Origin of the sequence: Clostridium grantii DSM 8605 (assembly GCF_900129965.1) — a bacterium.
Lineage (GTDB): Bacteria > Bacillota > Clostridia > Clostridiales > Clostridiaceae > Clostridium_AF > Clostridium_AF grantii.
Window position 1 is genome coordinate 1 of record NZ_FQXM01000032.1, and the last position, 15,902, is coordinate 15,902.

The 15,902-nt window shown below is 28.3% G+C and carries 14 protein-coding genes and 2 pseudogenes; 11 read left to right on the forward strand and 5 right to left on the reverse strand.

What is annotated here, in order from left to right:
• Window positions 1–521: 521 nt before the first annotated feature.
• Together BUB83_RS18410 and BUB83_RS18415 are read left to right on the forward strand one after the other, a co-directional pair.
• Window positions 522–1,235, forward strand: a pseudogene (locus BUB83_RS18410) (DEAD/DEAH box helicase); the annotation flags it as partial.
• A 349-nt stretch (window positions 1,236–1,584) separates the two neighbouring features.
• The gene (locus tag BUB83_RS18415; RefSeq protein ID WP_073340594.1) at window positions 1,585–4,044 is read left to right on the forward strand and encodes a S24 family peptidase; all 2,460 of its coding nucleotides are present in this window, start codon (window positions 1,585–1,587) and stop codon (window positions 4,042–4,044) included.
• A gap of 219 nt (window positions 4,045–4,263) precedes the next feature.
• On the opposite strand, the gene BUB83_RS22535 is transcribed toward BUB83_RS18415, so the two are convergent.
• Window positions 4,264–6,114: a methyl-accepting chemotaxis protein gene (locus BUB83_RS22535; RefSeq protein WP_073340595.1), complete on the reverse strand. Its 1,851-nt coding sequence runs from the start codon at window positions 6,112–6,114 to the stop codon at window positions 4,264–4,266.
• A 404-nt stretch (window positions 6,115–6,518) separates the two neighbouring features.
• On the opposite strand from BUB83_RS22535, the gene BUB83_RS18425 reads away from it, so the two are divergent.
• From BUB83_RS18425 to BUB83_RS18435, 3 genes are all read left to right on the forward strand, one after another.
• Window positions 6,519–7,520 (forward strand): Rpn family recombination-promoting nuclease/putative transposase, encoded by a 1,002-nt coding sequence (locus BUB83_RS18425; RefSeq protein ID WP_073340596.1) that lies wholly within the window; start codon window positions 6,519–6,521, stop codon window positions 7,518–7,520.
• A 127-nt stretch (window positions 7,521–7,647) separates the two neighbouring features.
• Window positions 7,648–7,842 (forward strand): hypothetical protein, encoded by a 195-nt coding sequence (locus BUB83_RS18430; RefSeq protein WP_073340597.1) that lies wholly within the window; start codon window positions 7,648–7,650, stop codon window positions 7,840–7,842.
• Between the two features lie 293 nt (window positions 7,843–8,135).
• Window positions 8,136–8,702, forward strand: coding sequence for a TetR/AcrR family transcriptional regulator (locus BUB83_RS18435; protein ID WP_073340598.1), 567 nt, complete (start codon window positions 8,136–8,138; stop codon window positions 8,700–8,702).
• 26 nt (window positions 8,703–8,728) lie between these two features.
• Here the strand turns inward: BUB83_RS18435 and BUB83_RS18440 are convergent, their stop codons facing one another.
• Together BUB83_RS18440 and BUB83_RS18445 are read right to left on the reverse strand one after the other, a co-directional pair.
• A complete protein-coding gene (locus tag BUB83_RS18440) occupies window positions 8,729–10,432 on the reverse strand; it encodes an oleate hydratase (RefSeq protein ID WP_073340599.1) in 1,704 nt (567 codons plus the stop codon).
• 205 nt (window positions 10,433–10,637) lie between these two features.
• Window positions 10,638–11,396, reverse strand: coding sequence for an EAL domain-containing protein (locus BUB83_RS18445; protein WP_073340600.1), 759 nt, complete (start codon window positions 11,394–11,396; stop codon window positions 10,638–10,640).
• Between the two features lie 148 nt (window positions 11,397–11,544).
• Here BUB83_RS18445 and BUB83_RS18450 point away from each other — a divergent pair.
• The 4 genes and pseudogenes from BUB83_RS18450 to BUB83_RS18465 all read left to right on the forward strand — a co-directional run.
• A pseudogene (locus BUB83_RS18450) lies at window positions 11,545–11,730 on the forward strand (methyl-accepting chemotaxis protein); the annotation flags it as partial.
• A gap of 167 nt (window positions 11,731–11,897) precedes the next feature.
• Window positions 11,898–12,794: an HD domain-containing protein gene (locus BUB83_RS18455; RefSeq protein WP_073340601.1), complete on the forward strand. Its 897-nt coding sequence runs from the start codon at window positions 11,898–11,900 to the stop codon at window positions 12,792–12,794.
• 67 nt (window positions 12,795–12,861) lie between these two features.
• Window positions 12,862–13,263, forward strand: coding sequence for a hypothetical protein (locus tag BUB83_RS18460; protein WP_073340602.1), 402 nt, complete (start codon window positions 12,862–12,864; stop codon window positions 13,261–13,263).
• A gap of 275 nt (window positions 13,264–13,538) precedes the next feature.
• A complete protein-coding gene (locus BUB83_RS18465) occupies window positions 13,539–14,189 on the forward strand; it encodes a zinc ribbon domain-containing protein (RefSeq protein WP_073340603.1) in 651 nt (216 codons plus the stop codon).
• 20 nt (window positions 14,190–14,209) lie between these two features.
• Here BUB83_RS18465 and BUB83_RS18470 read toward each other — a convergent pair whose 3' ends face one another.
• Together BUB83_RS18470 and BUB83_RS18475 are read right to left on the reverse strand one after the other, a co-directional pair.
• Entirely contained in the window at window positions 14,210–14,734 is a 525-nt protein-coding gene (locus BUB83_RS18470) for a permease (protein ID WP_073340604.1), read from the reverse strand.
• Window position 14,735: 1 nt separating this feature from the next.
• Window positions 14,736–15,218, reverse strand: a complete 483-nt coding sequence (locus BUB83_RS18475; RefSeq protein WP_073340605.1) for a permease — start codon at window positions 15,216–15,218, stop codon at window positions 14,736–14,738.
• A 246-nt stretch (window positions 15,219–15,464) separates the two neighbouring features.
• On the opposite strand from BUB83_RS18475, the gene BUB83_RS18480 reads away from it, so the two are divergent.
• Window positions 15,465–15,650 carry a hypothetical protein gene (locus BUB83_RS18480; RefSeq protein ID WP_073340606.1) on the forward strand — a complete coding sequence of 62 codons (186 nt, stop codon included), beginning with the start codon at window positions 15,465–15,467 and terminating at the stop codon, window positions 15,648–15,650.
• Window positions 15,651–15,735: 85 nt separating this feature from the next.
• Window positions 15,736–15,858: a hypothetical protein gene (locus tag BUB83_RS22810; RefSeq protein WP_278336946.1), complete on the forward strand. Its 123-nt coding sequence runs from the start codon at window positions 15,736–15,738 to the stop codon at window positions 15,856–15,858.
• Window positions 15,859–15,902: the final 44 nt, after the last annotated feature.

Here is a 15,902-nt window from a genome sequence, read left to right on the forward strand (position 1 = left end):
TACAAAATCTCCATGCTTCTAGGAGTTTTGGACATGTATAAATTAACATTTGAACTGAAAACCCTATAGCAAAAAAACAATGAAATATTAAAGAATTGTCGAGAATGCGTTAGAAAAGGGATATAGTTTAGATATTATCACAGAAATATTAGGTGTATCTGCTGATGAAGTAGAAAAGGTGAAAAATAATTTGAGATGAAGGTACATGAAAATCTGTGAGATGAAAATTATAAAAAATAGAAGTAATTAAAAAACTGCCCACAATGGCAGTTTTTTAATTTTACTAGAAAAACAAAGAAAAATCACTGAAAAAAATTAAGTTTACACTACATGGTTCGACAAGAAAAAAATACAAATTATGATAACATAGAATAAGATGAAACAAAAAAAATATTCACTTCGTAGTTCAATATGGAAACTATTGAATAAGCATTGGAAAATAATTTTTCATCAAGGAACTTTCATAATGGAGTCAGGGGTAAGACTTCTTGAGGAGAATCTTAGGGAATTAGCTACAAAATAAATTCCTATTAGGGCTTACAGCAACACCAGATAGACTTGATAACAAAGATGTATTTGCCATATGCGATTATAATACAGTTTATGAAATAGGATTAAAAAAAGCTATTAATAAAGATTATTTAGTTCCCTTTATATACTACGGAATTTATTACACCACAGATTATGATCAAGTTCAATTTAAAAATGGAAAATACAATGACAAGGAATTAGAAGAAGCTCTTATGATTAATAAAAGAGCAGAACTGCTTATGAATAATTATAAAAAGTTTAATTCTAAAAGAGCCATGGGTTTTTGCACTAGTAAAGCTCATGGTGAGTACATGGCAAAATTCTTTAATGAAAATGGGGTCCCTTCTTGTGCTGTTTATAGCGGTATTAATGGAGAAAACGCTTTAGATAGAGCAGAAGCTTTATCGAAATTTAGGAATAAAGAAATTAATGTAATGTTCTCAGTGGACATGTTTAATGAAGGCTTAGATATTCCCTTAATTGATTTGGTAATGTTTCTAAGACCAACTCAATCACCAACCATATTTTTTCAGCAATTAGGCAGAGGATTAAGAAAAGCTACTGGTAAAAAATATTTAAACGTATTGGACTTTATAGGAAACTATAAAAAAGCAGTATTAGTTCCTTTCTTATTAACAGGGGACACCACACTTATAAGAAATAGAAGTAATACAAGGCTACTTCCAAAAGAAGAAGAATACCCAGCAAGTTAAATATATTCAAAAACTATTTTAAATTTCTTAATGATATGAATGAATTAGTAGAAGAAGAAAAAACGCTTATAGAAACTATAGCCATAGACTTTATTAATATGCTAGAGAAAATCCTGTTAAGTATTTAGAAAAAAGCGAAGGGAAATTCTTTTATAGAGATGGGAAAGCGTTTTGTTTGGTGGAAGAATTGGGAAAATATGTGGATAACTTAGCTTTTGGAAAACATTTTGTGGATGTATTGGAGTTTAGGGTTGGGGAGTATTATAGGAATAGGATAGATAGAGAACAAAGGTAAAAGCTGTTTGAAGTTAAACTTTATTATAAAAGAGAGGGATAAAACATGCTATTAAATGTAGAACAAAAGAAGTTAATCAATTTAAAACCTAATGGTCATAATTTAATAAAAGGTGTAGCAGGATCAGGGAAAACGACTGTAGCTATTCAAAGAATACCTTTTCTTTTAAATCATTATTGTGAAGGAAAAGAAGACTCTATCTTAATGGTAACTTTTAATAAAACCTTGGTAAATTATATTGAATACTTGTACAAAAAAGTGGAAAGTAACGAACAAATATCTTTTCATAATTTATTAAATGAAAAAGCTAAAAATGAAAATAAAGTTGAAATTATTAATATAGATAGAATTTTATATAGATATTTTATTGATAATATGAAGGGAAATCACTTGAATCTTAAGATAGTTTCAGATAATAGGATTATTCACTCTAGTTTGAGAAAAGCTATAAATACTGTTAAGAAAAATTATCCAGGAGAAAAAATTTTAAATGAAGATCACTTACAATTTATACAAGGGGAAATTGAATGGATAAAATCTTGTAATTATTGCGAGCTTTCCGAATATATGAATGTTGATAGAGTAGGTAGAGCTACCACTAATAATATGAATCACCCCTCAAAGCTCAGAAAAAATTCTCCAATAAGAGAAGCTTTATATGAAGTTATGATTGTTCATAAAGAGAATTTGTTGAATCAGGGATATGTTGATATGAAAGATATGAATTTATATGCCCTTCAACAAGCAAAAAAATCTCCTAAAAAGAAATACACTCATATCATCGTTGATGAAAGTCAGGATTTAACAAAGGTTCAATTAGATTTTCTCAGATGTTTGTATAAGGATGAAGAATATTCAAGTATTACCTTCGTTGCAGATATAGCTCAAAATATTTACCCTCATAGTTGGTTAGTTAAAGGAAGAAGTTTTTCTACCATTGGATTTGATATGAAGGGAAAAAGTAATATTCTATCTAAAAACTATAGAACCACAACACAAATTGCAGAGTGTGCTTATAGTTTAGTAAAAGAAGATGTTAATATAATTGAAGATGAAAATTATGTTGAGCCATCATTAATAGATAGACAAGGAGCTTATCCACTATATAAGGCTTTTAATTCGCCAGAGGAAGAAGTTAAATATATTATAGAAATTATCAAAGGTAATTTGTTGAAAAAATATCAAATGAAAGATATAGCTATTATTGCAAAATTTAAAAATATGTTTAATAACTACGAGAAAATTTTTAAAGAGAATAATTTAGAAGCTACAATGATAAATGGAGATAAAAATGCTTTTGAGGAGAATTCTATAAAATTGATAACAATGCACTCTATAAAAGGATTAGAGTTTAAAGTTGTTTTTATTGTAGGATTAAATAAAGGAGTTATACCATTTTTATCAAATAATGAAGTGTCGGATATTGAATATCAGAAATCTATTGAAAGAAAAATTTTATATGTGGGCATGACCAGAGCAAATGAATTACTTTACTTAACTTCAAATGCAGTACCTTCTGAATTTGTAAGTGATATTAATCCTAAATATCTTAAAAGCAAAGAAGAATCCAAGTTTAGTGTATTTTATTCCGTTAATGTTAAAAATTATCTTTTTAAAAAAGAGATTTATGACTTATTTAGTAAAGAGGAAAAAGTAAGACAATGGGTTATAAAAGAGCTGATGGATAATTACAATTATCCCGAAGAACTGATAGAAATAGAATATAATGTGAATTGTTTTTCAAAAACAGGTTTAGTTGATATTGCTGTTCATATATATGATGGAAAAGATAAAATTCCATTTATATTTATAGAAACAAAAGCTGCTAATCTAGGTATAAATACGGCCAAAGCTCAATTGATTAGCTATATGAGTAATAACTTAAGCGTTAAATATGGTATAGCTACTGATGGAAATGATTTGATTATCATAGATAAAGAGGGAAAATCAATTAAGGATATCCCAACTTTTAATTCGTCAATGATGAGATCCACTTTGGAAAGTATTAAATTTTCTTATAGTAATAATGAAGCTAATTATGAAATACTTAGGGATAATTCTATATCTAAAGAAATTACAGTTATCTCACATGGGGAAAGTATCAATTACAATGAAAATCAATTAATTAATATTAATTGTTACGGTAGCATTGCAGCAGGAATACCTATTCATATGAATGAAACAATAGAAAATTCTTTTTTTATTCCAAAACAATGGATTAGTGAAAGTAAAGAGTATTTTATTTTAAAAGTCAAAGGGGATAGCATGATAGATGCAAATATAAATTCTGGAGACTATGTTTTACTACAATCACAAATCACCGCAGAAAACAGACAAATAGTAGCAGTTTCTCAAGATGGTTGTGCTACCTTAAAACGATATATAAAAATGGGAAGTACCGTTTTGTTGATGCCAGAAAATCCAGCTTATGAGCCTATACAAATAACATCAGATGAGGCAAGAATACTTGGAGTTATGGTGGGTAAGTTTGAATGGAGTAAGTAATCTATATATCATAAAGCAAGTATTAATTTGTCCACTTCATTTACAAATTAATTCAAAGATCACTAAGGGTAAATAATTTTTTATTAACATTAATTAAACAATGAATGGCAACAAAAACTGTGAATAAAATGAACGATTTTTGTTGCTAATAAAAAAAACTGCCACTTTAGGCAGTTTCTAATTACTTCTATATAATTTTCCTACTAAATGAAATCATGTTTATTTCTTTAAGTTAAAACCAGCTACTTGTTGCTTTAGCATTGCTGCTTGACTTGATAATTCTTCACTTGCAGCAGCGGTTTCTTCTGATGTAGCTGAAGTACTTTGAACAACATTTGCAATTTGAAGGATTCCTTGATTTATTTGATTAATTCCAATAGACTGTTCATTTGAGGATACTGCAATGCTTTCTATCAAATCAGATGCTTTGGAAATTTCAATAACAATATTTTTTAAAGCGTCTGCCGTATCTGTAGAAATATTTGCTCCTTGGTTTACTGTTTTTAATGAATTTTCAATCATTATAGAGATTTCTTTAGTAGCATTAGCTGAACGAGTAGCCAAATTTCTCACTTCTTCAGCAACCACTGCAAACCCTTTACCATGTTGACCAGCTCTTGCTGCTTCTACAGCTGCATTTAAAGCTAATATATTAGTTTTAAATGCAATATCATCAATAACTTTAATTATTTTAGAAATGTTATTTGAAGAATTATTAATGTCAGTCATTGAATTTAATAAGCCTTGCATTTGTTTATCACATATAGTTGTATAGTAATTAGCATTTTCTACAACTTTTTTAGCAGTAGTAGCATTTTTAGCATTTTCAATGGTCTGTGAAGAAATCTCTTCAATAGAAGCAGATAATTGCTCTACCGAACTTGCTTGTTCTGTTGCTCCTTGTGCTAGTGATGTACTAGAATCAGATACTTGAATTGCACCTGCTGAAACTTGTTCAGAAGACGCATTAATATTATTAATTAACATATTCATAGTATTCACCATTTCATAGAAAGATTTGCTTAGAATTATTATTTCATCTTTTGTATTATCAGTTTCATTGATATCAAAATCATCTATATATAAATCTCCATTAGAAATTTTATTGGAAGCTTCCATTATTTTTTCTAAGGGTTTTGATATTACATTTAAACTAAAAAAGAAAATGAAAACAGAGATTACTATTAAAACTACTACAGAAATTACAAATATTAAAAATATTATTTCATTCATTTTTTTTACAGCATCTGACTTTAATTGACCTGAAAAAACAACGCCTATTACATCATTATTAGTATTCATTAAAGGCATATATGAACAAATGTAAGGCATGTCCAATATCTCTGCTTCTGCTATATACTGTTCTTTATCTTCCAAAATCTTTTTTGCTATGGCTGGATTTAGTTGAGTACCTACCACTCTTTCACCGTTTTTTATGATTGTAGTATTCAATCGTACATCATTTAGAAATATTGTTAAATCAGTTTTGTATATTTTCTTTGAATTATCTAATATATCCACATTAGATAATTCAAAACCGGTAGAAATAACCCCAATTATTTCTTTATTCATATTAATAATGGGGGATCCTGTTACAGCCAATAATTCTTGAGAATCAATATTTTCTAAAGTAGTATAAACGTTACCTTCTAACGCCTTTTGAATATTAATTTGATTTATAATGCTATCTCCTGATTCATTTGGCGTATTAGTTCTGTATAAAACCAGACCATTCTTATCTGTTACAGTAATAAAATCTACATTTAAATCTTTAGATATAATTGTTAATATATCTCTTAATCCATCTGCATTACCTTCATCCATATATTTTACAATATCAGGATTTTGGGAAATTAACTTTGATAAATTTGAAGACTCATTTTTATATTTTTCAATAATTTCATTGAGCCCTTCCATACCTTTTATAGCTTGTTCTTTATTTACATTTATAGTATAATTTTCGAATTGTACAATTATTACCCCAACAATTAATGAAATGGTAATAATAAAAGCGGGTACTAAAAAACTCATTATTTTATTACGCATTGAAAGCTTTTTAAAAAATCTCATATATTTAGTCCTCCTCTTTCTGTGATAAAATTTTATAAATAATATTATTCTACAAATAAATCAAATTATATCAAAAAATAAATAATAAATATGTATAATTGTAAATATACTTATTCGTAATATATCATATCTTGCCGAAAATTAAAATGATTTTCTGTGATTTATACTTTCCTCTCAACTAATGGCAACAAAAACTGTTCCAGTTTTTGTGAGGGGTCAGGTACTTTACAAAAATTGTAAATAAAATGAACGATTTTTCTTGCTACTAACAGATATAAATTGTGTCTACAAAGATGGTTTATAATAAGAAAATAGGCTATAATTAAATATAAGAAGACATTATAAATAACACCACAGTATATAGTTGAACTGAAATACTTATTAAACATAAGGAGCAATATTTAATGAAAAAAGATATAAATAATATTCATGACAAAAGCTATAAAGATTTATATTCTAATAAAGAAGTGTTTATAGATTTAGTTAAAGAAATGCTCAAAGCTTCATGGGCAAGTGAGCTTACTGTAGATAATTTGGTACTTATAAATAAATCTTATATTTCATCAGATTATGAAGAAACAGAGTCAGATATAGTTTACAAGGCCACAATAGGCGATAAAGAAGTTATATTTTATGTACTATTAGAATTTCAATCAACAATTGATTATAGAATGCCATTAAGATTATTCTTTTATATAAGTGAAATATTGAGGGAATATGCAAAAAATGATAATCAAAAATCATATGATAAAAACATAACCATACCTGCAGTAATTCCCATAGTTCTTTATAACGGAAAGAAAGTATGGGATGTACCACAAAGATTTAGGGATATTGTAAGTGGTAGCGAATTATTTGGAAATAGCATAATAGATTTTGAATATAGTATTTTTGATGTAAATAACAAATACACTAAAGAAGATTTAATTAGGAACAAAAATATAAGCTCTGCCATATTTTTGTTAGATCAGAAAATAGATGCGGAAGAATTTATTGAAAGAATAAAGGCTATAGCATTATTCTTTGCTAACCTAACGGATAAAGATAGAATGGTTTTAAAGCATTGGATAGGAAATACTGCGGAACCACAGTTAGCAGAGGCTGCGAAAAAGATATTAGATGCAAATAAAGAGGAGGTAGAGAAAATGGTTGCAAATAATGCTTTTCTGCTTAAACAGATGAAGGAAGAAGCTAAAAAAGAAGGAATTAAAGAAGGAATTAAAGAAGGAATTAAAGAAGGAATTAAAGAAGGAATTAAAGAAGGAATTGAAGAAAAAGCTATTAAAATAGCAAAAAAAATGATATTACGTGGTAAGAGCATTGAGGAGATTATTGAATTAACAGAAGTCCCAATAGCAGAAGTTAAACAATTAATAAAAGAACTTCAAAAAACCAACAAAATCTAATTTAAGATAAATATAGAAAAATACTGAAATCAAGTTCGGCATCCATATCAAGACTAGCAAGAAAGTTAACTATTGTATAATTAATATAGGAAGATGAATAATTACTTACAGATATGAAGTGAATTCAATGGAAAATTCAATGGAAAATTCAAATAAATTAATAAGATTTGATTGGTTTATAAAGAAAATGTTAAGAGATAAAAGTAACTTTAACGTGTTAGAAGGATTGTTAACAGCGTTACTTAAAAAAGATATTGTTAGTTTAAATATTTTAGAGAGTGAAGGAAATCAAATAAGTGAAAAAATAAATATAATTACCTGATGTTTTAGATTAACAAAAATTGCTCATTTAATTTACAATTTTTGTAAGGGGTCTGACCCCTTACAAAAACTGGAACAGTTTTTGTTGCTACAAATATATACCCATGCATAGCAAATGTTTTATTGGCAAGCCTGTGGACTTTAGTCTGGATTTTGATTGTAGAAAAGAATTCAGATTACTTTCCATAGTTGAATTTCAAAAATATAAGCTGTATAATGATTTTATCATTGGAAAAGCGTTAAGATGTTAATATTTTTTTACATTTAAATCATTGATATATAGAGGTGAAATATATGACACAAATTACTAAAAATGCATTGGCTGATTCATTAAAAAAACAAATGCAGATAACACCACTGGCTAAAATCACCATTAACGATATTGTTAATGAATGCGGGCTAACTCGAAGGACATTATATTATTATTTTCATGATGTCTATGATCTTTTAGAATGGATTTATATCACTGAGTTAAAAGAAGTTCTTGGTAAAAATAGGACTTGCCAAACATGGAAAAAAGGTTTCTTAGAAGTACTAAATTATTTACTGCAAAACAAAAAAATGGTTTTAAACACTTATAATTCCCTTGATAGAGATATTTTAGAAAATCATTTATATAGTGAAATATTTAATATTATTTTAGAGGTGGTAAATGAACTTTCAAAAGGTTTAATTGTTTCAGAGGAAGATAAAAATTATGTAGCAAAATTTTATAAAATTCTTTTTACAGGGATAATAATTGATTGGATAAAAAATAATATGGATGAAGATACTGAAGAATTAGTTAATAATTTTGATAAAATAATAAACGGAGATATTTATAGAGCATTATTAAAATATGAAAAAAAGGAAGTCATTTAAAATTGAAATGACTTCCTTACTATTTTTTAAATTAAACCTTCTAAAGTTGTATTGCTTAATAATTTTTTAATAATTGATTCAGCTGGTAATGGTCGTCCACTATACATTGCTTTAGTTGCATTAGCTACAACACGTACATCATATTGACTAGCATATATTTCAGGTGGATTTTTTTCAAGTTTAAGCAAAGTATATACAGCCATAATTGCAGAACGAACTGAGTATTCAACAGTAAATACGCAATCATCTTTAATTTCTGCAAATTGACCTAAAAATGCAAGGTTTGTACTACCAGCAGGTACAACTTCAGGTCTATCTCCTTTAACACGAGGCATAAACTGACTTGTAATATAAGGCATCATACAAGGAAGTACAATTGAAGTATCAATATATTCATGCATGTCTTTCTCATCAATTCCCAAATGATATAAAAGTTCTTGTAATAATTCTTTACCAGTACAGTCACTCATTTTCTTTTTGATGAAATCCCCTTCATTATCTGGGAATAACGCATATGCCCACATAACTATAACATCATCAGGTTGATTAGTAAATTGAGGTTGTCTATTAACAGTAACACTTAATAACCAGTTTGAATCTTTAACTGTTATTATTCCACCTGTTACAGTTTTGTGGGGAGCGATTTCTCTTTCAGCAAATTTTTCAACAAGGGCTCTCATTTTAGGACCTTTAGCAGTGATTGTATATGATTCCCATTTAGTTTTGTCTATATCACTACAGAAAACTTCTGGTTTTCCAAAAGCAGAATCTTTTTCAGCTATTTTTTTCCATAAACTCCAGCATCCACCTTCGCTTCTATTTAACTCTGGAGCTGTGTTCATATCTCCTAGTGTAGAATTTTCAGTCATAGATCCATTAGTAAAGAATACCAAATCACTTTCTGTAGTTTTTATAAATTCTTCTTTTTCTCCGTTACGAATCAAATGAATTCCTTTAACTGTTTTTTTATCTCCAGTAATATCTATGTCTAAATCAGTTACTTGTGTATTTAAATCAAATCTAACCTTTTGTGCTTCTAATTTTTTAATAAGTGGAAGAATCATTGAATCATATTGATTAAATTTAGTGAATACTAACCCTTCCATTTTGCTCATTCCTGGCATTAAATGCATAAAACGGTGCATATAACGTTTCATTTCTACTAAGCTATGCCAATTTTCAAATGCAAACATACTTCTCCAATATAGCCAAAAATCAGTTTCTAAGAATGATGCATCGAAAAATTGTTCAACAGTAATTGCACCTAAATCAGCTTCTTTTACAAGAAATAACTTAGTTAGTTGATCAACATGATGTTTTTCTAGTCCAAGAGTTGAAAAATCAAGTTTTTCGCCACGATTAGCAATGGCACGACAATTAGAATAGTTAGGATCATTATCATTTAATTCTTTAAATTCATCTAAAACAGTTCTTCCTGATTCTTCTAATGAAGATACTTCTGAAAATAAGTCCCACATACATTCATAATGCTCTTCCATTTCTCTTCCACCACGAGCAAGGTATCCATCTTCTGCATTCCTAGATCCATCCATAGAACCGCCTAAAATATTAGCTTGTTCTAAAATTGTAATATTTTCACCCTTCATATGACCATCACGTATCAAATATTCAGCAGCAGCTAATGAAGCTATACCCCCACCAATTAAATATGCTTTTTTACTTTCAATTCCTTCTGGTTTTAATGTGTTGATTCTTTCGTAATTCACCATAATTGTAAATATCTCCTTTTCAATTTAAAAAATTTATTATATATATATCTTGCATCAACTTAATTTATACTTCTACAAAATCTCCATTTTTCTAGAAGTTTTGGACCCATATAAATTAATAGTTGAAGCAGTTTGTCCATATAAAGATAATATGCTTTTTATAAAAGAGAGTAAATTATCAAAATAGGCGATTTGTGTAAAGTTGTTACAAAATGTTTGATTTGTGAAGTATTTTATCACAAGGCTTGCTTATATAATAACCCTGGGCATAATCTACCCCTAAACTTTCTACAATCCTTAGTATTTCTTTGTTCTCCACAAATTCTGCAACAGTTTCTATATTAAAAGCTTTTGCCATGTTGACTATTGAGTTAACTAAATATAAATTTTCTTCTTTTTCATTGATATCTTTTATGAATGAACCATCAATTTTCAAATAATCTGCTGGTACCTTTTTAAGATACTCTATGCTAGAAAATCCTACCCCAAAATCATCAATAGAAAATTTATAATTTTTACTTTTGAACTCCTCTATTATGGAAATGAACTCATTCAAATTTTCTATATTTTCTGTTTCAGTTATCTCAAATATTATATTTTCATGTTTAATTCCATATTTATCAATAATAGAGTTAGCCTTATACAAATAATCAGCATTATTTGTGACTTTTGCTGATAAGTTAAAGGAAAAGATTAATTTATCAGTTTTATCTATTTTATTTTTATACAAAAGTGCTTTTTCTAATATTATTAAATCAAGTTCATCAATTATATTATTTTTTTCTGCTATTAATATAAATGGATATGGTGAAAGATAATCATCACCTTCTTTTATTCTCATCAATACTTCATATTTTATTATTTCTTTTGTTCTATTATCTATTAATGGTTGAAAAAATGGTACTAATTTATCTTCTTTTATGGCTTCTTTTAAATATATTAATTTTCTATAATCATCATCCATATTTTTTGTTAATTCTTCTAAACTTGCAAATAAAAACTGATTGTTTTTATTTTTTAAGTTTCTTATTATGGCAACAAAAACTGTTCCAGTTTTTGTAAGGGGTCAGGCGATTTACAAAAATTGTAAATAAAGTGAACGATTTTTGTTGCTAGCAGTATCCTCAAATGAACAGTCTATTGGAATTAATCAAATAAATCAAGGAATCCTTCAAATTGCAAATGTTGTTCAAAGTACTTCAGCTACATCAGAAGAAACCGCTGCTGCAAGTGAAGAATTATCAAGTCAAGCAGCAATGCTAAAGCAACAAGTAGCTGGTTTTAACTTAAAGAAATAAACATGATTTCATTTAGTAGGAAAATTATATAGAAGTAATTAGAAACTGCCTAAAGTGGCAGTTTATTTTCTATAAAGAGATTTAAAACAAATGTAAAAACAAAATGATGAATACTTAAGTGGCTTCTTACGAAAAATAAAATCAAAATGAATTAAAGGAGCTAACTAATGAAAAGTATATATTTAGAAGAAATAAAAAAAGGAAACAAAAGAAAAATTTCATTAATGATAATGAAAAAAGTTTTCAGAGAAAATGAAAAAACTATAGCTTATATAGGGGATAAAACGGGTGATGTAAAAGCTGAGATTATAGATGAAAAAGATGAGTTAATAGTTGGTGATGTACTAGAATTAGTAGGTGATTTAGATAGAGTTTTTTCAGTTAAGAGTTACAAAAAAATCTTGAACTATGAGATGGAAGATTATTTACCATGTATTAAAACTCCTATAGAAGAAATTATGCAGGAAATCAATTCTATTACCCAAGAAGAGGTTATTAGTAAAGAGGGCAAAGCTCTTAATGATTATTTTTTCAGTAATCCAGAGTTTATTGAAAAATTTAAAAAGGGCATAGGCGGTGTAAGTCAGCATCATAACTATAGAGGAGGGCTTGCTGAACATACCTTGAATGTGATGTATTTGTCTAGAGTATTAGCTGAAAGATATCAATGTAAAAACAGAGAAATTGCAATACTAGGGGCGAAGCTTCATGATATTGGGAAAATAGAAGAACTTTTTGTGGATGGTCCCTTTTCTTATACATTAAAAGGAGAAATAGAGGGTCATATTGTAATAGGGGTTTCTATGCTTGAGGAAGCTTTTAAAGCTAATCCGGAATTATATAATGAAGATTTTAAAGAAAGAATGAAAGGGTGTATCATTCAACATCATGGGAAATTAGAATATGGGTCACCAAGGCCATTAAACATGGAAGAAGCTTATATAGTGCATTATGGAGATTATATAGATGCAACTATGAATAAAATAACCCAAATAAAAGAAGGAGTTCTTCCAGGAACTTGGTCAGAATTTGATAGAAGGATAGGAACCAAACTATATCTTTAAAATAAAGGTACACAGCTCCTAGATAAAGAATAATATGATATATGAGTGATATTATTAGGAGGCACCAGTGAACAATTTTACACAACCAAGTAAAAACAAATTGGATAATATAACCCTAGCTTATCCAGAAGAATTAGTATACTATATTAATATGGTAAAGGAAATGAGGAGTGCTAGAGCTATGGTTATGTCCTCTAGACAAAAGGATGGACCACCCAAAACACCACCACCAGATATAACACCACAATTGTCAGATCAACCAGATGTAGATCTTAAAGCAGTAGACCCAGGAGCTATAAAGCCATGTGTATATAGATTTTCTTATATCTGGCCCAAAAGAGGAAAACCTTTTTGGGCATATCTAGTATATGTTGGAAAGAAATCAGTTTCTGGATGGAAATATTATAAAAACCGATGGGTTTATTTTGGAATGGATTTAAAAGATATTAAAAGTTTTATTTGTTATTAAGCTAAGTAGAGGTAAAATTACAAGAAATAAACTGCCAGCCAAGGCAGTTTATTTTATATTTAATGAACTTTAAAACAATTCAAAAAACAACATAATAAAACTGAAAGAAAAGAAAGTTTTTTTTGCGAACAAAATCCAAAGTAATAAGGTATACTTTATATGAAAGGGGGAGAGGCACATTGAAAATCAAGAATTAATACTAGAAGCTAAGATTAATTGTTTCGTTAATTATTTCCATAGGAGTATTTGTATATAAGGATGCTGAAAAACATGGAATGGACCCTGTAATTTGGACTTTGATTGCAGTGTTAGTTCCAAATCTAATAGGATTTATTATTTATTTAGTGGTTCGTTCAGGTAAAAAAGAAGAACTTAAATGCCCAGGTTGTGGAAAATCTGTAGATAATGAATATGTAAAATGTCCTTATTGTGGAAAAATGTTAAAAGGAACTTGCTCTAAATGTGGTAAAGCCGTTAATCCAGACTGGGAAAGTTGTCCCTACTGTTCTACTAATATTGATAAAAGCGGTTTTCAATATTCAGAAGGATTTGAAGATAACATATCCTATGCTAATGATATAAATTACAGTAGTTCTGATTATAAAAAAAATAAGAATAACAAAGGGCTAAAAATCATAATTGGAATATTTATAGCCTTGATAGTAGCATTTATTCTTATGATAGTTGTTAGTTTTGTAAGTTTTGACTCTGTTTCAAATGTTTCAGTAATGGAAATATCTGAAGAAGTTCCAACAGAAGTGAATCAGGTTCTAGGAAAAGAATCCAAAGCAACAATGAAAAGTAGCTATGCTTATTGGGATGGAACAAAAGGAAAGAGTATACAGGGCAAAGCAGGTGAAAAATTCATATTAAACTACGCATCTGTAGTAAAAGATGGGGAACTGCCAGCAATGGCAGTTTTTTAGTTATTTATTAAAATAAAAGTTCAGGCCATCCCCTTAGCAGTTTTGACAATTTCAGCTTTTTCAGTATTTGATAATAATTTTTCAATTAAAATAGTTCCAAATACATATATTGTTAAAAGTGTGATATTCATCACTAATGTGAATTTCAAACCTAAAGTTGTAATTTGAAAAAATATGATAGGCATTTTAGCACTTGCCCAAGTCATAAGAAATAGAAGCACATTTGAGTATCGTGCACCTTTCTTTATCATAATAACTGCCACTGGAAAAGCAGCTATTAATGGTCCCGCCGCAAATGTTCCAAAGAAAAATGCTATTGCTATTCCAAGTAACCCTGATTTTTCACCCATTAATTTAATCATAGTTTCTCTTGGTATCCAAACATCCATTAATCCTATTAATACAAAAATAGGAGGTACAATTTTAAGCATACTTACAAACTGAGATGTTGAAGATTGAATCGCATTAAAACCTAAACTTTTATTATAAATAAATAAACCTACAACTAATAAAAGTGCTATTATTAATGATTTATGTTTTTTCATTTTACATCACCACCCAAATTATATTTGCTACAATAAGCGAAGCTATTAAACCTAATATGTTACGTAAAATTGTTGATTTTTTCCCAAAATATTTAATTTCAGTTGGTATATACACAAAACCTACGGCCATTACGGAAGAAATGAATCCAGCAATTTGTGCATATCCGGCACCTTGAGAAATTAATTCAGCTCCCAAAGGATAAGCTACAAAGGGTGGCATAAATGTAATTGAACCAAGCAATACCCCTAAAATAATTCCAATAAACCCAGAATCATCTCCTAAAACACTTTTGATAATATGTGGAGTGATCAATGACAATAAAACACCCACAATTATGAATAAAGGAATTAGAACGGGTAAAATCTTTTTAAATGCCATCCATCCTTTTTTTAGACCTAATTTTGTTTTATTAGGATTTTTTATAAAGGAAAAAATAGTTAAACCTATAGCAAGAAAATATAAAATTATTGTTGATATGTCCATAACAAATCCTCCTATCATATTTACTACAAATCTAGTCAGCAGCAAAGCTACCATGAAGCATAAAATAATTATAGGGCCCTTTTAAAAATCAATTAAATTGATTATATACCCTTAGGGGGTATATGTCAACTGTAATTGTAATTAAAAAATATATGCAGTTCTTATTAAAAATTATCGACACTTATTTTAAAAAAAGTTGGATAAGGATTTACTTATGATAAAATTAATAAAAAGGAGTGTGGTTGTATGTTTAATGAAAATAAATCAATTCAAGAAATAAAAAAGAAAACAAAATTAATCCGTTGCTTGAATTTATTAAATAAACCATTTGGTCCCAATTATTTTCTTTATAATCATTGGACTTTTAAGAGTGTCAAGAATTTTTTATTATGTTCTACAAAGGTTAAATTATTAGCACCAGCTTTTAATTGATTAAAGTAACATATGAAATTGGATAGTCAATGATAATCAATAATAATAAAGAAAATAACCCTAGAAATCAAAACCTGCTATGGGTGTGTCATTAATATTAATAACCGCTAAACGTTTTGGTGGTTTTAACGATTTTGTAGAAGATGCTAAAGATTATGTTAAGGATGCTGTAAGCAATATAGATATAATTGAGCAATTTAGAATGTGAAAGGACACTGACGTAATAGAAGTGAGTTGAAATGGAGAGTGGAT